Source organism: Thalassospira sp. GB04J01, assembly GCF_000751115.1.
Lineage (GTDB): Bacteria > Pseudomonadota > Alphaproteobacteria > Rhodospirillales > Thalassospiraceae > Thalassospira > Thalassospira lucentensis.
Genome location: NZ_CCDX020000014.1, coordinates 90,156 through 106,189, shown reverse-complemented (window position 1 = coordinate 106,189; position 16,034 = coordinate 90,156). Strand labels below are relative to the sequence as shown.

At 54.2% G+C, this 16,034-nt stretch carries 16 protein-coding genes; 12 read left to right on the top strand and 4 right to left on the bottom strand.

The genetic code is table 11. From position 1 onward, the window contains the following. The first annotated feature begins 114 nt into the window (after positions 1–114). Complete coding sequence (locus AMM48_RS15185) at positions 115–519, top strand: hypothetical protein (protein ID WP_102784725.1); 405 nt, start codon at positions 115–117, stop codon at positions 517–519. Positions 520–675: 156 nt separating this feature from the next. Here the strand turns inward: AMM48_RS15185 and AMM48_RS15180 are convergent, their stop codons facing one another. Beyond that, the gene (locus tag AMM48_RS15180; protein ID WP_102784724.1) at positions 676–1,875 is read right to left on the bottom strand and encodes an Mrp/NBP35 family ATP-binding protein; all 1,200 of its coding nucleotides are present in this window, start codon (positions 1,873–1,875) and stop codon (positions 676–678) included. A gap of 415 nt (positions 1,876–2,290) precedes the next feature. On the opposite strand from AMM48_RS15180, the gene hflK reads away from it, so the two are divergent. The 4 genes from hflK to AMM48_RS15160 all read left to right on the top strand — a co-directional run bounded on the left by hflK (position 2,291) and on the right by AMM48_RS15160 (position 6,307). After that, positions 2,291–3,424: an FtsH protease activity modulator HflK gene (gene hflK, locus AMM48_RS15175; RefSeq protein WP_102784723.1), complete on the top strand. Its 1,134-nt coding sequence runs from the start codon at positions 2,291–2,293 to the stop codon at positions 3,422–3,424. Further along, complete coding sequence (locus AMM48_RS15170) at positions 3,424–4,296, top strand: protease modulator HflC (protein WP_102784722.1); 873 nt, start codon at positions 3,424–3,426, stop codon at positions 4,294–4,296. The genes hflK and AMM48_RS15170 overlap by 1 nt, the downstream gene beginning before the upstream one ends. A 115-nt stretch (positions 4,297–4,411) precedes the next feature. Continuing rightward, positions 4,412–4,603 carry a DUF2065 domain-containing protein gene (locus tag AMM48_RS15165; protein ID WP_022733027.1) on the top strand — a complete coding sequence of 64 codons (192 nt, stop codon included), beginning with the start codon at positions 4,412–4,414 and terminating at the stop codon, positions 4,601–4,603. A 207-nt stretch (positions 4,604–4,810) separates the two neighbouring features. Then, positions 4,811–6,307, top strand: coding sequence for a DegQ family serine endoprotease (locus AMM48_RS15160; protein WP_102784721.1), 1,497 nt, complete (start codon positions 4,811–4,813; stop codon positions 6,305–6,307). An 84-nt stretch (positions 6,308–6,391) separates the two neighbouring features. Here AMM48_RS15160 and serB read toward each other — a convergent pair whose 3' ends face one another. Beyond that, positions 6,392–7,282, bottom strand: a complete 891-nt coding sequence (serB, locus tag AMM48_RS15155) for a phosphoserine phosphatase SerB (RefSeq protein ID WP_102784720.1) — start codon at positions 7,280–7,282, stop codon at positions 6,392–6,394. A gap of 160 nt (positions 7,283–7,442) precedes the next feature. Between serB and AMM48_RS15150 the strand changes: the two genes are divergently transcribed. The 6 genes from AMM48_RS15150 (at position 7,443) to ilvC (ending at position 12,780) form a co-directional block, all read left to right on the top strand. Then, on the top strand, positions 7,443–7,700 hold the full coding sequence (locus tag AMM48_RS15150; RefSeq protein ID WP_102784719.1) for a type II toxin-antitoxin system Phd/YefM family antitoxin: 258 nt from the start codon (positions 7,443–7,445) through the stop codon (positions 7,698–7,700). Next, positions 7,700–8,122, top strand: coding sequence for a type II toxin-antitoxin system VapC family toxin (locus tag AMM48_RS15145; protein WP_102784718.1), 423 nt, complete (start codon positions 7,700–7,702; stop codon positions 8,120–8,122). The genes AMM48_RS15150 and AMM48_RS15145 overlap by 1 nt, the downstream gene beginning before the upstream one ends. A gap of 19 nt (positions 8,123–8,141) precedes the next feature. Continuing rightward, positions 8,142–9,107: a tRNA (adenosine(37)-N6)-dimethylallyltransferase MiaA gene (miaA, locus tag AMM48_RS15140; RefSeq protein ID WP_102784717.1), complete on the top strand. Its 966-nt coding sequence runs from the start codon at positions 8,142–8,144 to the stop codon at positions 9,105–9,107. 152 nt (positions 9,108–9,259) lie between these two features. Beyond that, positions 9,260–11,023 (top strand): acetolactate synthase 3 large subunit, encoded by a 1,764-nt coding sequence (locus tag AMM48_RS15135; RefSeq protein WP_102784716.1) that lies wholly within the window; start codon positions 9,260–9,262, stop codon positions 11,021–11,023. A gap of 105 nt (positions 11,024–11,128) precedes the next feature. Then, on the top strand, positions 11,129–11,638 hold the full coding sequence (gene ilvN / locus AMM48_RS15130; RefSeq protein ID WP_022733020.1) for an acetolactate synthase small subunit: 510 nt from the start codon (positions 11,129–11,131) through the stop codon (positions 11,636–11,638). A gap of 122 nt (positions 11,639–11,760) precedes the next feature. Further along, complete coding sequence (ilvC, locus tag AMM48_RS15125; protein ID WP_022733019.1) at positions 11,761–12,780, top strand: ketol-acid reductoisomerase; 1,020 nt, start codon at positions 11,761–11,763, stop codon at positions 12,778–12,780. An 85-nt stretch (positions 12,781–12,865) separates the two neighbouring features. Here the strand turns inward: ilvC and AMM48_RS15120 are convergent, their stop codons facing one another. Next, positions 12,866–14,053: an MFS transporter gene (locus tag AMM48_RS15120; RefSeq protein WP_198413544.1), complete on the bottom strand. Its 1,188-nt coding sequence runs from the start codon at positions 14,051–14,053 to the stop codon at positions 12,866–12,868. Between the two features lie 206 nt (positions 14,054–14,259). Here AMM48_RS15120 and AMM48_RS15115 point away from each other — a divergent pair, with 206 nt between their 5' ends. Continuing rightward, positions 14,260–15,168 carry a pseudouridine-5'-phosphate glycosidase gene (locus tag AMM48_RS15115; protein WP_102784715.1) on the top strand — a complete coding sequence of 303 codons (909 nt, stop codon included), beginning with the start codon at positions 14,260–14,262 and terminating at the stop codon, positions 15,166–15,168. An 85-nt stretch (positions 15,169–15,253) separates the two neighbouring features. Here the strand turns inward: AMM48_RS15115 and AMM48_RS15110 are convergent, their stop codons facing one another. After that, a complete protein-coding gene (locus tag AMM48_RS15110; protein WP_102784714.1) occupies positions 15,254–15,916 on the bottom strand; it encodes a pyridoxamine 5'-phosphate oxidase family protein in 663 nt (220 codons plus the stop codon). Positions 15,917–16,034 lie beyond the last annotated feature (118 nt).

The window sequence follows — 16,034 nt, the reverse complement described above, 5'->3', positions numbered from 1 at the left end:
TTGACACAGACTATCATCAAACAATTCGACGTGACATTACCTCCGAGGTAATCGCCGCCATTACCTGCCGCCGATATGCTGCAGCCATCACAACCAACCCGAAAGGTTAGAACGATGTCTGTAGCTTCTTCTGCAAAATTGCTAAAAACCGTTTTGGTGCTCGACGCCGCAACCTGCCTTGCCTTTGGCGTCCTGCTAACCCTTGGCGCAGACCTGCTTGGTGAATGGTTAGGCCTGCCGAGCAACTTACTTCTGATTGCTGGTGTGATTTTGTTTCCCTGTGCCGTCCTGATGTATGTCACCGGACGTCAGGAAACACCAAGTGCCGCACTGGTTTGGCTGATTATCATCGGCAATGTCGGATGGGTCATCGCAAGCATTGCCATCCTGCTGCTGCCCGCCATCTCGCCTTCATTGCTCGGTTTTGGCTTTGTCATCGTGCAGGCATTGGCGGTTTGTCTGTTGGCTGGGCTGGAATACCGGATGCTTGCGAGCACCGGCAAGCTTGCAACGGCTTAAATCCTCCTGCCCCAAGCCCCAAGCCCCAAGCCCCAAGCCCCAAGCCCCAGCCCCAGTCCCAGTCCCGGTCCCAAACCGCAAAAGCAAAACCCCGCCAGCATACTGGCGGGGTTTGATCGTTTTCTGATTTGCCAAAAGACCTTGGCAGAACAGTCGTTACTTAAAGCTAATTTTCGGGAACAGGCTTTTTTTCTTGGGCTCGGACACGGGACCAACTTGTCCGTCAATTGCCGCGGCAATCTTGTCGGCAATCGCGCCATAGGCCTTGGTGTGCTCGCCTTCCGGGTCTGAATGGACAATCGGTTTGCCTTCATCCGCCCCCAGACGGATTTTCAGATCAAGCGGGATTTCGCCAAGGAACGGCACATTCAGCTCATCGGCCGCCTTATGCGCGCCACCATGATCAAACACATGGTCGATATGGCCGCATTCCGGGCATTTGTAATAGGACATGTTTTCGATCAGGCCGAACACCGGCACATTGACCTTGCGGAACATATTCAGCCCCTTGCGGGCATCCAAAAGGGCGATGTCCTGCGGGGTGGAAACGATCACCGCCCCGGTCACGGGCACACGCTGCGCCATGGAAAGTTGAATATCGCCTGTTCCCGGCGGCATATCGACAACCATCACGTCCAGAACGCCCCAATCGGTATCGCGCAGAAGCTGTTCAAGCGCGCCCATCGCCATTGGACCGCGCCAGATCACCGGTTGTTCTTCGTCGATCATAAAGCCAATCGACATGATCCGAATGCCAAAGGCCGATGGCGGTGTCATTTTGCCGTCAATATCAGATGGTTTCGGTTTGGCATCGCGAAGCCCCAGCATCCGCGGCAGACTCGGGCCATAGATATCGGCATCCAGCAAGCCGACCTTAAGCCCCTTGGCCGCCAGCGACAGCGCCAGATTGACCGAGGTGGTCGATTTACCAACCCCACCTTTGCCCGACGCCACCGTAATGATGCTGCGCACATCGGGCAGTTCAAGCGGCTTTTGGCCGCCACCCTGCGGACGTTGCCCCACCTGACTTGGCTGCCCGGAAGCCGCACCAGCAGGGCGTGACGGGCCGCCCGGTGCCTTTGGCGCGCTATCGGGCGCACCCTTGGCGCGCTCGGCGGTCAGGGCCACACGGGCCGTTGTGACCCCGTTCACAGCAGCCACCGCCTTCTCAGCAGTCTGGCGCAAATCTTCGAGGGACGGTCCGCGTTGCGGATCAACAGCAATCATGATATTGACTGTTTGGTCATTTATATCAATACCTTGCACCATATCCTTGGCAACGATTGATTGGCCGTCTACCGGGTCGATCACGCTGTTAAGGGCGGCGATAATCTGTTCACGGTTGGGCGAGGTCATATTGCGGTCTCCAATTTTTGCCTTAAGTCCGGGATCATATAGAACTTGCAAGCGCGTATCGTTGTTTTGCAAGGCAAGCTGTCATATAAGGCGAAAGAGCATGCGCCGTCCAACAAGTTTCAGTGTGTTTGTTTTTGGCGTACTGTTTGACTTAACACGAGCGGGAAAATCGATGGGCACCATCGCCGACCCGATGCGGTAAAGTCAAATAGCGTTAAAACAAGACCGTCGGGCCAGATCATCTTGAGATTGTCTGTTGCCCGCAGCGCCAAGCCCGTTTACGCATAGTGAGCTACGCCCTGCCGGTTTATCCTTGCAGGACAAAAGGTCGGCTTGGCACAATGGAGTTTGTTGGACGGAGCGTGCGCTCGGTAACCAAAATAAACACCGAACGGCAAGAAGAGGAAAACACTCGATGCCATGGAATTCACAAGGGGGCGGTGGCCCCTGGGGCAGCGGCGGAAATAATGGCGGCGGTCAAAACCCATGGGGACAGCGTCCTTCAGGTGGTGGCGGCGGCGGTGGAAATACGCCCCCCGATTTTGATGAAATGATTCGCAAAGGCCAGGAACGCCTGAAACGGCTGTTCCCCGGTGGCGGCGGATACAAGGGCTTCGTGCTGATTGGTATCGCGATCATCGGGATTTGGCTTTTGACCGGCTTTTACCGTGTCCAACCGGGCGAACAGGGTGTCACACTTCTGTTTGGCAAATGGGTTGGTACCACTGGTCCGGGTCTGAACTATTTCCTTCCAGCCCCGATTGGCGAGGTCATCAAACCGAACGTCGAACGGACCAACCAGATCGAGGTCGGGTTCCGCGGTGCCGGCAATGTCGGCAGCGGCAACAATTCGCGCGATGTGCCTGAAGAAAGCCTGATGCTGTCCGGCGATCAGAATATCATCGACATTGATTATGTTGTTCAGTGGCGCATCAGCGACGCTGGCTCTTATCTGTTCAATGTCCGTGACCCGGAAAACACCATCAAACTGGCGTCGGAAAGTGCCATCCGTGAGGTCATCGGTAAAACCAGCCTCGAAGAAGCACTGACTGTTGGTCGTGTCCGGGTCGAGGAACAGACCCGCACATTGCTGCAGGAAATCATGAACGGATATGAGTCCGGTATTTTCATTGCCGAAGTGAAAATGCAAAAAGTGGACCCGCCGGCCGAAGTTATCGATGCGTTTAACGATGTGCAGCGTGCGCGTCAGGACCGTGATCGTTCCCAGAACGAGGCACTGGCCTATCGCAACGACATCATCCCGCGTGCAAAAGGTGAAGCAGAACGAACCATTCTGCAGGCCCGCGCATATAAGGACCGTGTGACCAAGGAAGCACAGGGTGAAGCAGAACGCTTTACCTCGATCTATAATTCCTATCTGACTGCGCAAGATGTCACCACGCGCCGCCTGTATCTTGAAACCATGCAGGAAATTCTGAGCAAATCTGACAAAGTCATTATTGATCAGAATGCTCAGGGCAATGGTGTTGTGCCGTATCTTCCGCTGCCGGAAGTCCAGAAACGTGCGAATGCAGGAGGCAACAACTAATGGCAAGTCCTAAACTTATTGCCGCAGGCGTCGTTGTCGTTATCGCTGCCGTGGTTGGTTCCATGTGTGTGTTTACCGTACGTCAGGACCAGCAGGCGCTTGTTCTTCAGTTCGGTAATCCGGTCCATGCTGTTTCCGAACCGGGTCTGCATTTCAAACTGCCGATCCAGAACGTGGAATATTATGAGCGCCGTATTCTGGAACTTGACCCGCCGGTTCAGCAGGTTCTTCTGTCGGATCAGAAGCGTGTCAATGTTGACAGCTTTGCCCGCTGGAAAATCATCGATCCGCTGATCTTCCGTCAGCGTGCGACCAACTCGACGAACTTTGTGCAGTTGTTTGGTCAGCGTCTGAATTCGGTGATCCGTGGTGAACTGGCTCAGGCCCCGCTTATTGCCTTGCTGTCGGATAATCGTGCGCAGATCATGCAAAAGATCCAGTCGACCCTAAGCGAACCGGCTAAGGAGTTCGGCGTGCAGTTGATTGATGTCCGCATCGGTCGCACCGATCTGCCGCAGGAAACATCGCAGGCGGTGTATAACCGTATGCGTTCTTCCCGTATTGCCGAGGCCTCCCAGCTTCGCGCAGAAGGTGAGGAGCTCAAGGCAAAAATTCAGGCCGAAGCTGACCGTGAACGCGTCGGTATCCTTGCCGAAGCCAGCCGTCAGGCCGAAGTCCTGAGCGGTGAAGGCGATGCAGAGCGTAACGTCGTTCTGGGTAAGGCCTATGGCGCAGATGCGGACTTCTTTGAATTCTACCGCACGCTGGAATCCTACAAAACCGCGCTTTCGAACGGCTCGACCATGGTGCTTTCACCAGATAGCGAGTTTTTCCAATACTTTAATAAGTCGGCGCCAGACACAAGCCGCTAGACAAAACACAAGGGCGACCTGCATATTAGTCAGGTCGCCCTTTTTGTTTTCATAATTTTGATCTGTTAGCATCCATAGCTGACGGGCATAAAAAACCGCCGGAACGTCCGCACCCATGAAGGAACTTGCCACAGCCATACTTCTGGCGATTGCGCTAGAAGGCATGTTTTATTCGCTGTTTCCGGGCGGCATGAAACGGGTGATGGAAATGGTTCAGGAAATCCCGGAATCACAACTTCGTGCAGGCGGACTGATTGCAGCCATAGCAGCAATTGGGGCAATTTGGGCCGTGCGAACCTGGCTGTAAGACTGGGTTTTTGGCTGGAAAACAGCAGCAGTACGGAGTTATCGCCACAATAAAGTGATGATATTTCCTTCTTTTTCCTCAGGCTTGCCCAAATTCTGCCAAAGTCGGGTTTAAGTTGGATAGTTAAGCGATGGGTGAATTACGAGGCTCCATCGCGCGCTGCAACATACAAATACCGTGAACGCGGCAACGAACAGGATCAAAAACATGCTACAGGCATTCTACAACCCGGTGCGGAGCAAAGTAAGCGCGGCACTGGTGATTGTTCTTCTTGGCGTGACCAGTGTTTCGCAAATCGCGAATGCCCGCCCCGCTCCTGACAGCTTCGCAGATCTGGCTGAACGCCTTCTGCCCAGCGTTGTGAACATCGCGACCAGCCAAATGGTTGCTGATCGTCAGGGACCAGACTTCCAGTTTCCTCCCGGCTCGCCTTTTGAAGACCTTTTCCGCGATTTCATGGATCGTAACGGTCAGGGCGGCGAACAGGGTGGCCCAAGCCCGCAGAAACGCCGTGCCACAGCCCTTGGTTCGGGTTTCATCATCTCAGCTGATGGCTATATCGTAACCAACAATCACGTCATTGATGGCGCCGATGAAATCAGCGTTCGCCTTCATGATGGTGACACGCTTGACGCCAAACTGATTGGCCGCGACCCTAAAACCGACGTCGCCTTGCTTAAGGTCGAGCCAAAAGAAGACCTGCCATTTGTTAAATGGGGCAGTTCCGATGATGCGCGTATTGGCGATTGGGCCATGGCGATCGGCAACCCGTTTGGTCTTGGTGGCACTGTGACGGCCGGGATCGTTTCGGCCCGTAACCGTAACATCAACCAGGGTCCGTATGATGACTTCATCCAGACCGATGCCTCAATCAACCGTGGCAACTCTGGCGGTCCGCTGTTTAACCTTGAAGGCGACGTGATCGGCATTAACAGTGCGATCTATTCCCCGTCAGGTGGTTCTGTCGGTATCGGCTTTGCCATTCCGTCAGCCATTGCCCAAAGCGTTGTCGACCAGCTTAAAGAATACGGCCGTACCCGTCGCGGGTGGCTTGGTGTTCACATCCAGACCGTTACCGAAGACATCGCAGACTCGGTCGGCCTTGATGAAAGTACCGGCGCAATGGTTGCCGGTGTCTCGGACGAAGGTCCGGCCAAAGAAGCTGGCATCAAACAGGGTGACGTCATCCTGACTTTTGATGGTAAGGAAGTCGAAAGCATGCGTCGCCTGCCGCGCATCGTCGCAGATACCAAGATCGGCAAGGACGTCGATGTGGTGATCTGGCGTGACGGCAAAAAGCAGACCGTACAGGTCGAGCTTGGCGAACTTGAAGAAGACGTCGTTGCGGCAAATGCTCCGACATCTGACGACACCGAATCCCCGGCGATTGCCGAAGCATCGGTTGACGCCCTTGGCATCAAGATTGCCAACGTTAATGACGAACTGCGCACCCGCTATAACCTTGCAGAAGGTACCGAGGGTGTCATCGTCACCGACGTCAGCAGCGACAGCTTTGCTGCGGAAAAGGGTGTCCGTCCGGGCGACATCATCATCGAGGCGTCGCATAGTTCAGTTTCAAATGTCGAAGACGTCATGGATGCGGTTAAATCCGCCGTTGACGATGAAAAACGTACCATCCTGATGTTGATCGAAACATCGGCAGGCGCGCGTTACTTTGGCCTGACACTGAACGCAGAGCAATAATCCACAGCGATTATTATCAAACATGAAAAAAGGGCGGCCTGTCATATGCAGGTCGCCCTTTTTCGTTAACTTGGGTTTCGCCGATCAGACAACGAATTCAGATTTCCGATACCCTTGCAGGTACAAAAGTGCGGTCAGATCACCATGATTGATGCAGATACGCGCCTGTTCGCGAACCGATGGCTTGGCATGGAAGGCCACCCCAGTTCCCGCCAGTGAAATCATCTGAAGGTCATTGGCCCCATCGCCAACCGCCATCGCATCATCCACCGTCATGCCGTGTTCTTCGGTCAAGTTCTCAAGCGCATCAACCTTGGCCTGACGGTCTAAAACCGGCTTTTGCACCTTGCCGGTCAATTTACCGTCTTTGGTCATCAAAACGTTGGCCTGATCAAAATCAAAGCCAAGCTCCTTGCGCACAGCTGCGGTAAAGAAATCAAACCCGCCCGACACAAGGGCGGCAAACGCCCCGTTCGCCTTCATGGTGGCGACCAGCGTCTTGGCCCCGCCGGTATATTCAACCGTTTTCCATGCCTCGGCCAACATATCGGTCGACATGCCATCCAAAAGCCCGACCCGTTCATCAAGGGCGGCTTCAAAATCAAGCTCGCCATTCATCGCGCGCGCCGTAATCGCCGCAACCCGGTCCTTGACCCCGGCAAATTCAGCCAGTTCATCCAACGTTTCACCCGTGACAATGGTGCTGTCCATATCAGCAATCAGAAGCTTTTTGCGCCGGGTGGCGATCTTTTGAGTGACGGCGTCCACCTCAAGCTCGGCCTCGGCCAGCGTGGTGTCGGCGACATCAAGGGTAATACCCTCGAACTCAAGGTCACAGGCCTCCCCACCGGCAAGCCAGCTTACACCGCCAACAAGTGCCCCCGCCCCGGTCAGCGCGATCGCCGCACGATCAATGATGTCATCTGTCAATGCGTTCGAATTCGGGACAGCGATCAGGGTCAGTACCAATTTCATGGTATGGAGGCTCCTTGGCGGAAAAGAGATTAAACCGATATCTCGCCTTTATCCGGATTGCATCGAACCATGACAAGAGCGTTTGTTGATTTTGTCGATTATCTTGATCTGAACCCCTTTCGATTGTAGTATTGTTTCTACATTTTTAAGGAGGTGCGATATGGGAATTACGACAATATCAAGCCGTGAATTCAATCAGGATACAAGCAGCGCAAAGAAAGCATCCAACAGCGGTCCGGTTGTGATCACCGACCGGGGCAAGCCATCGCATGTGTTGCTATCGATTGAAGAGTATCAGAAGCTGACCGGCAATCTGCCATCGATTGTCGAGTTGCTGGCAATGCCTGCTGACACTGGCGATTTCGCCTTCGACCCGCAACCGGCCCATATCGGCATAAAGTCGGCTGACCTGTCCTGATGTTTATCCTTGATACCAATGTCATATCCGAACTGCGCAAGGCGGTATCGGGCCGTGCGGATGAAAACGTTGTTACCTGGGCACGCTCGGTATCGACGGTTAGCCTGTATATGTCAGCCATCAGTGTGCTGGAAATTGAAACCGGCATTTTGAAAATCGCACGCAAAGATGCCCAACAGGCGCAATTGCTGCGTGACTGGTTTGAAGAACAGGTTTTGGCAGCGTTTCACGAACGCATCTTGCCGATTGACCACATCATTGCGCGCAAATGTGCAAGTTTGCATGTTCCCGACCCCAAATCAGAACGTGACGCCCTGATTGCCGCAACCGCACTGGTTCATGGCATGACAATTGTGACGCGCAATGTAAAAGACTTTGATCAAACAGGCGCGCGTCTGTTTGATCCATGGCACCCGAATTGATCAGAGACGAATTTATAAAATGCCCACACCCAATAAACCCGACTTCCAACCTGTCCTGATCGTCGCCGGCCCCACCGCCAGCGGCAAGTCTGCACTTGCCCTTGATATGGCAAATACCTTTGACGGTGTGGTGATCAATGCTGACAGCATGCAGGTCTATAAAGAACTGCGTGTGCTCAGTGCGCGGCCCGACGATGGCGAACTTGCCCGTGCGCCGCATCGTTTGTACGGGGTTCTGTCGGGGGCGGAGGCCTGCTCGGCCGGGAAATGGCGCGAAATGGCGATGGCCGAAATTGCCGAGTGTCACGCCAAGGGCAAGCTTCCGATCATTACCGGGGGTACTGGCATGTATTTGAATGCGCTGACCGCCGGGATTGCGCCGATCCCGGATGTTCCGATGCGGATTCGCGAGACCGTTACCGCCGAACTGGCCGAAATGGGCCACGTCGCGTTCTTTGACAAACTCAAACGCGATGACCCGGAAACCGCCGCCAAGCTTGATGGCAACAACACTCAAAGGATGATTCGCGCCGCCGAGGTTTTTGCCCATACCGGACGTGGATTGGCCAGTTGGCACAACGAACCTGTAGTGACGCCGCCCGAAAACATGTTTTTCAAGAAGCTTTGTTACATGCCGCCGCGCGACATTTTATATGATCGCTGTAATCGGCGTTTTGATCTGATGATCGCGCAAGGTGCACTTGACGAAGTTCGTGATCTGATCGCCTTGAATTTGCCGCCAACAGCACCTGTAATGAAGGCTGTCGGCGTCAGAGAGCTTTCCTCATACTTATCGGGCACCACCGATCTTGAGACCGCGCGCGACCTGTCGCAACGCGAAACCAGACGCTATGCCAAACGCCAATTAACCTGGTTTCGCCATCAGATGACCGACAAGGAAATCATCGACACGCAATATTCGGAAAGTTTGGCGGACAAATTGCGTCATGATATTAACCAATTTCTGTTGACCACGCCAAAGTGAGGCGATAGGTTGGCGCTTCCACCGCCGGAATGGCGGAAAACCGCCGTTTCGGCGGATTTTTCAACTCCAATTCGAGGATAATTGGATCATGTTTCAACCACACGGTTATCACGCGACACGTTGTTGTCGCTAAGTAAAGAGGCTCGAAAATCATGGCAGAACGTATTTTGAACGGTTCGGAAGTAGTGTTGCAGGCCCTTGCAGATCAGGGTGTGGAAGTCGTGTTCGGCTATCCCGGCGGCGCTGTCCTACCGCTATATGACGAGATATTTAAACAGAACCGAATTCGTCACGTTCTCGTGCGCCATGAACAGGCTGCTGTCCACGCTGCTGAAGGTTACGCCCGCTCGACCGGTAAGGTCGGCGTTGTGCTTGTAACCAGCGGACCGGGGGCAACCAATGCCGTTACGGGCCTTACCGATGCGTTGATGGACTCGATCCCAGTTGTCTGCCTGACCGGTCAGGTGCCGACCCATTTGATCGGCAATGATGCGTTTCAGGAAGCCGACACCACCGGCATTACCCGCCCGTGCACCAAGCATAACTATCTGGTGAAAGATCCGGAACGTCTTGCGCGCACCATGCATGAAGCTTTCCATGTTGCATCTTCTGGGCGTCCGGGGCCGGTTGTTATTGACCTTCCCAAGGATATTCTGGTTGGCAAGGCGCCGTATCTCGAACCGTCACAGGTTCAGCACCGGACCTATAACCCGGTGGTCAAAGGCGACCGTGGTCAGATCGAACAAGCCCTTGAAATGCTGGCATCGGCCAAAAAACCGATCCTGTATTGCGGTGGCGGTGTGATCAATTCGGGCGAACAGGCGTGTAAGCTTCTGGCGGAATTCACCCGCACCACCGGCATTCCGATCACGCTGACCCTGATGGGCCTTGGTGCCTATCCGGCGTCTGACAAGCAGCACCTTGGCATGCTGGGCATGCACGGAACCTACGAAGCCAACATGGCGATGCATGATTGCGATGTCATGTTTGCAGTTGGTGCACGTTTTGATGACCGTGTCACCGGCAACCTTGATTTCTTTGCGCCGGGATCACAGAAAGTCCAGATCGACATTGATCCAAGCTCGATCAACAAAAACGTTCCGGTCGATATCGGCATTGTTGGCGATATTGGTCACGTTCTTGAAGACATGATCAAGATCTGGAAAGCGAAGCAATACAAGCTCGACGCAGCCGCACTTGATGGCTGGTGGAAAGAGATTGAAGGCTGGCGTGAAAAACACTGCCTGTCCTACAAACAACCCAAAGACGTGATCAAGCCGCAGCACGTTATTCGCCGTGTGCATGCGCTGACCCGCGATCGCAAAACCTATATCACCACCGATGTGGGACAGCACCAGATGTGGGCCGCACAGCATTTCGGGTTTGAACACCCGTATGAATGGATGACGTCAGGTGGTCTTGGCACCATGGGATACGGCATGCCCGCCGCCCTTGGCGTTCAGGTTGCCCACCCGGATGCAACGGTTGTTTGCTTTACCGGTGATGCGTCGATCATGATGAACATTCAGGAATGCGCGACGATGACGCAGTATCGTCTGCCGATCAAAACCGTGATCCTGAATAACCGGTACATGGGCATGGTCCGCCAGTGGCAGCAGCTTCTGCACGGGTCGCGCTATTCCGAAAGTTATAGCGAAACCCTGCCCGACTTCGTCAAATTGTCCGAGGCCTTCGGCTTTACCGGCATGAAGTGCGAAAATCCGGCTGATCTTGATGATGCCATTGCCAAGATGCTCGAAATTGATGGTCCGGTTATTCTGGATGTTGCTGTCGATGATAAGGAAAACTGCTATCCGATGATCCCGTCGGGCAAGCCGCACAATGAAATGCTGCTTGGGCAGGAAACCAACGGCAACGAAGCCATTGATTCCGACGAAGGAATGGTTCTGGTCTGATCCGCACCCAATAAAAGCGTGAGACGACATCATCAAAACCATAATGAAAAAGCCGGTGTGGGCGGCAACATATTGCCCCTCACCGCGCCCTAGCGGAGCGAAACCGTGAAAGAAACCGAAATTTCGAAGCACACCATTTCTGTTCTGGTGGATAACGAAGCAGGCGTCCTGGCCCGTGTCATCGGGCTGTTTTCGGGCCGTGGCTATAACATCGAAAGCCTGACCGTGGCCGAGGTCGATGCGCATACCCATGAATCGCGCATCACCGTTGTCACATCGGGCACCCCGATGGTCATCGAACAGATCAAGGCACAGCTTTCGCGTCTTGTCCCGGTTCACAAGGTCAATGATCTGACCCTGTCGGGACCAAGTGTTGAACGTGAACTGGCCCTGATCAAGGTGATTGCAACGGGTGAGAAACGCGTCGAATCCTTGCGTATTGCCGATATATTCAAGGCACGCGCAGTCGATGCGACCAACAGTTCCTTCGTTTATGAAATCATCGGCAGCCCCGAAAAGATTGACGCTTTCATCAAGTTGATGGAACCGCTGGGGCTTTCGGAAATTTCGCGTACGGGTGTCGCGGCAATTTCACGCGGCACACTGACGATGTGAGTTTGCCCTGCCCGGTGATCCGCATCGAGCAAGGCATTGGGGGTTTTGCCCCTAAACAAATTTGATCCATCCCACCACGCAGATAAAAATAAGCGTGGTCCAACGTCCAGAGGTATCGAAAGATGCGTGTTTATTACGACCGCGATGCAGATGTTAATCTGATCAAAACCAAAAAAGTTGCCATCATCGGTTACGGTTCGCAGGGTCACGCCCATGCGCTGAACCTTCATGATTCCGGTGTTGCAGAAGTGGCCGTTGGCCTGCGTGAAGGTTCTTCTTCGCGCAAAAAAGCTGAAAAAGCCGGTCTGAAAACCATGACCCCGGCCGAAGCCGCTGCTTGGGCAGATGTTGTCATGATGCTGACCCCTGATGAGCATCAGGCAGCGATCTATGCCAATGAACTGCGCGACAACCTCAAACAGGGTGCCGCCCTTCTGTTCGCACACGGTCTGAACGTGCATTTCGGCCTGATCGAGCCGCGCGCTGATCTTGACGTCATGATGATCGCACCAAAAGGCCCGGGCCACACGGTTCGTTCTGAATATGCACGTGGCGGCGGGGTTCCTTGCCTTGTTGCTGTTGAACAGAACGCATCGGGCAACGCGCTTGAAGTTGCACTGTCTTATGCATCAGCAATCGGTGGCGGCCGTTCGGGCGTGATCGAAACCACCTTCCGTGAAGAGTGCGAAACCGATCTGTTCGGCGAACAGGCAGTTTTGTGTGGCGGCCTGACCCAGCTGATCAAATACGGTTTTGAAACCCTGACCGAAGCTGGCTACGCACCGGAAATGGCATACTTTGAGTGCCTGCACGAAGTGAAACTGATTGTTGATCTGATGTATGAAGGCGGTATGGCCAACATGCGTTACTCGATCTCGAACACCGCAGAATACGGCGACTATGTCACCGGCCCGCGCGTGATCGACGCATCGGTCAAAGACCGCATGAAAGAAGTCCTTGCTGACATTCAGGAAGGTAAATTCGTACGTGACTTCGTTCAGGAAATGCATTGCGGTGAGCCGATGTTCAAAGCAACACGCCGCCTGAATGCAGAACATCCGATCGAAGAAGTTGGCACCAAACTGCGCGCTATGATGCCGTGGATTGCTGCTAACCAGCTGGTCGACAAAGAAAAGAACTAAGCAACAGCTTAGGCTTTCTGATGCAAACGGCCGTCCCGATGGGGCGGCCGTTTTGCTTTGTGGGCTATGCCCGAAACAATCAGAACTACTGACGCATGCGCTTCACCGGGAAGCGCAGTTCCGTAATAGCCCAGATCACGACACAAAGGATCGACACACTTGATCCAAGGGCCACGATGGCGGGCCACCCGCCCATCCCGTACGAAACGGCTGCACTGGCCGACCCACATGCACCACCGAGGAAGTAACTGGCCATATAGCCCGTTGTCAGGCGGCTTCTGGCTTCGGGGTTAAGGCGGTAAATCTCGCTTTGGTTGGAGATATGCGCACCTTGAATACCAAGGTCGAGCAACACGACACCGACGCCAAAGGCAACCAGCGACCATTGCCCCCAATACAGCAACCCCCAGCTTGACACTGTCACCATTAAAAACCCGCCGGTGCTCAGCCTTGCCCAGCCACGATCCGCCAGCCTGCCGGCAATGCGGGCCGCCAAAATACCAATGGCCCCGATCAGGCCAAACATCCCGATCATGGCTTCGGACATGTCATATTGACGGGCAAGCATAAAGGCCATCGCCGTCCAAAAAATGCCAAACACCGCGTATTGCAGCCCGCCAATCAGGCTTCGACGGCGCAGCACCGGCTCATCGCGAAACAGATGCAGGATGGAGGCGTAAAGTGTCCGATAACTGGTGTTTGAGGTTGGGACCAGATGGGGCAAGATTTTGTAACAGGCCACCGAATAGCCCGCCATCAGGACCGCCGCGACGATAAAAACCGACCGCCACCCGGCAAGTTCGGCCATCACACCGGAAAATGTACGCGCCAAAAGAATACCCAGCAACAAGCCACTCATCACCGTGCCCACCGCCGATCCGCGTTTATCATCACTGGCAAGATGGGCGGCCAACGGCACGAGGATTTGGGCGGTGACACAGCTTATGCCGACCATGATGCTAAATGCGACCAGCATCAAAAACGAATGCGACAACCCCATCGCCAATAACCCCAAGGCCGTTAAGGCCGAGGTGATGGTCAATAACTTGCGCCGTTCATGATGATCGCCAAGTGGGACCACCACGATCAAACCGGCGAGATAGCCCAATTGCGCAACTGTAACCAAAAGCCCGGCCTTGGTGTCGCTTAGACCATATTCACGTGCAAGCAGTTCCAGCAAGGGCTGCACATAATAAAGGCTGGCAACCGAGAGGCCGCTTCCGACCGCCATAAAGGCGAGAAGCCCACGGGTCAGAACTGGTTTGGAATGCATAAAGGATGGTCCCAAAAAGGTTGGTGGTTTCAACAAGATACGCGCCTGCCACACCCGTTACAATCCGTTGACTGGCACAAGTGCGTTTCAGATGTGGCATTGATCAATATGAAACATTGCAGACATGCAATGCTTTGGGCTGGATTTCGAAGGATGATCTGTTTAATTCTGACCTTTAAAACTTTAACTCAAACATGAGCCACTTTATGTTGAATTATATCGATATCGCCCCCGAAGTCGCCGAAGCATTTGCCGCTGGCAAGCCGGTTGTAGCCCTTGAATCGACCATTATTTCCCATGGCATGCCCTATCCGCAGAACCTTGAAACGGCGCGCGCTGTTGAACAGGATGTGCGTGATAATGGTGCGGTTCCCGCCACCATCGCCGTGATTGGTGGTCGCTGCAAAATCGGTCTTACCGCCGATGAGCTGGAATATTTCGCCAAGGGCACGGACATCCTGAAACTGTCACGCCGCGATATTCCCTATTGCCTTGCCAAGAAACTTGACGGTGCGACCACGGTTTCCGCCACCATGATTTTGGCCGAAAAGGCCGGTATTCGCGTGTTTGCCACGGGTGGCATTGGTGGGGTTCACCGTGATCTTGCCGGGAATTACGATGTATCGGCTGATTTGACCGAACTTGGCAAAACCAGTGTCGCGGTTGTCTGTGCTGGTGCCAAGGCGATCCTTGATATCCCCAAAACGCTTGAACACCTTGAAACGCTGGGGGTGCCGGTGATTGCCTATGGCACCGATGAATTCCCGGCGTTCTATTCGGTGGAAAGCGGTCAAAAAGCGCCGCTTCGTCTTGATACCCCCGAAGAACTGGCGGCCTTCCTGACATCGAAATGGGACTTTGGTCTTGAAGGCGGGGCTGTGATCGGCAACCCGCCCGAGGCTGATAAGGCACTCGCCCGCGAAGCCATCGAAGGTGCGATTGAAAATGCACTGGTCGAGGCCACCGAAAAAGGCATTCAGGGGCGCGACGTTACCCCGTTCCTGCTCAAACGCGTGACCGAACTGACCGATGGCAAAAGCCTTGAAGCCAACATCGCCCTTGTGCGTAACAATGCCCGCCTTGGCGCAAAAATTGCGGCGGCGATGGTCGATTAATCCACCTCACGATCAAGCATCACGATACAGAAAACCGGCTGACAGAGTTCCCTCTGCCAGCCGGTTTTCGTTTCAGCGAGAAATACTATTCCGGTTTTTTGCCTTTACCGACAAAGCCGGGATCAATCTTGGCATCGTCAATCGGCGTGCCCCAGACGTTCTGACACGGCAGAACCCCTGCCCACACCGGCAGGTCGTAATCTTCGTCATCATCGACCGGATCACCTGCCCGGACTTTGGCGGAAACTTCGTTCAGGTCAAAGCCAAGGAACATGGTGGCTTTAAGCTCCTGCTTGTTGGGTTCACGGATGGTGTCCCACCGCCCCGGTTCAAGCTTTTCCATAAACAGGCGGGAATGTTCCATCTTGCCTTCGTCATCAGATACAACCTCACCCTTGCCGTAAATCACGACCGAACGATAATTGGCTGAATGATGGAATGCCGAACGCGCCATCACCAGCCCATCGAGATGGGTAATGCACAGGCAGGCCTCCGCCCCCTCGGCAATCGCGCCCAGAATGCGGTTTTTCGACGCCCCATGGATATAAATCCGTTCGCCCACCCTCCAGTGGGCGGTCGGGATCATGGTGGGACGGCCATTGACCACCGTTCCGACATGGCAAATCAAGGCGTCATCAATGATCCCGTGAACAAGCTCACGGTCATAGGATGCGCGCTTGGGGCCACGGACAACTCTGGTTACAGGGTGAACATCATATTGGTCAGGCAAATCAAGTACGTCAGACATGGCGGGTTCTCTTTTGTTCGTCGGTGATGGCACGCGGGGTGTTTCGCCTGATCATCGCGATTATTGGACTTTTCAAAAGGTCCATTATAATAAAATACATAGAACCAATTTAAACCGT

Excerpts from the sequence above, each read along its gene's own strand:
- AMM48_RS15185 (WP_102784725.1), top strand. The coding sequence starts at position 115 with ATGTCTGTAGCTTCTTCTGCAAAATTGCTAAAAACCGTTTTGGTGCTC.
- AMM48_RS15180 (WP_102784724.1), bottom strand. The coding sequence starts at position 1,875 with ATGACCTCGCCCAACCGTGAACAGATTATCGCCGCCCTTAACAGCGTG.
- hflK (WP_102784723.1), top strand. The coding sequence starts at position 2,291 with ATGCCATGGAATTCACAAGGGGGCGGTGGCCCCTGGGGCAGCGGCGGA.
- AMM48_RS15170 (WP_102784722.1), top strand. The coding sequence starts at position 3,424 with ATGGCAAGTCCTAAACTTATTGCCGCAGGCGTCGTTGTCGTTATCGCT.
- AMM48_RS15165 (WP_022733027.1), top strand. The coding sequence starts at position 4,412 with ATGAAGGAACTTGCCACAGCCATACTTCTGGCGATTGCGCTAGAAGGC.
- AMM48_RS15160 (WP_102784721.1), top strand. The coding sequence starts at position 4,811 with ATGCTACAGGCATTCTACAACCCGGTGCGGAGCAAAGTAAGCGCGGCA.
- serB (WP_102784720.1), bottom strand. The coding sequence starts at position 7,282 with ATGAAATTGGTACTGACCCTGATCGCTGTCCCGAATTCGAACGCATTG.
- AMM48_RS15150 (WP_102784719.1), top strand. The coding sequence starts at position 7,443 with ATGGGAATTACGACAATATCAAGCCGTGAATTCAATCAGGATACAAGC.
- AMM48_RS15145 (WP_102784718.1), top strand. The coding sequence starts at position 7,700 with ATGTTTATCCTTGATACCAATGTCATATCCGAACTGCGCAAGGCGGTA.
- miaA (WP_102784717.1), top strand. The coding sequence starts at position 8,142 with ATGCCCACACCCAATAAACCCGACTTCCAACCTGTCCTGATCGTCGCC.
- AMM48_RS15135 (WP_102784716.1), top strand. The coding sequence starts at position 9,260 with ATGGCAGAACGTATTTTGAACGGTTCGGAAGTAGTGTTGCAGGCCCTT.
- ilvC (WP_022733019.1), top strand. The coding sequence starts at position 11,761 with ATGCGTGTTTATTACGACCGCGATGCAGATGTTAATCTGATCAAAACC.
- AMM48_RS15120 (WP_198413544.1), bottom strand. The coding sequence starts at position 14,053 with ATGCATTCCAAACCAGTTCTGACCCGTGGGCTTCTCGCCTTTATGGCG.
- AMM48_RS15115 (WP_102784715.1), top strand. The coding sequence starts at position 14,260 with ATGTTGAATTATATCGATATCGCCCCCGAAGTCGCCGAAGCATTTGCC.
- AMM48_RS15110 (WP_102784714.1), bottom strand. The coding sequence starts at position 15,916 with ATGTCTGACGTACTTGATTTGCCTGACCAATATGATGTTCACCCTGTA.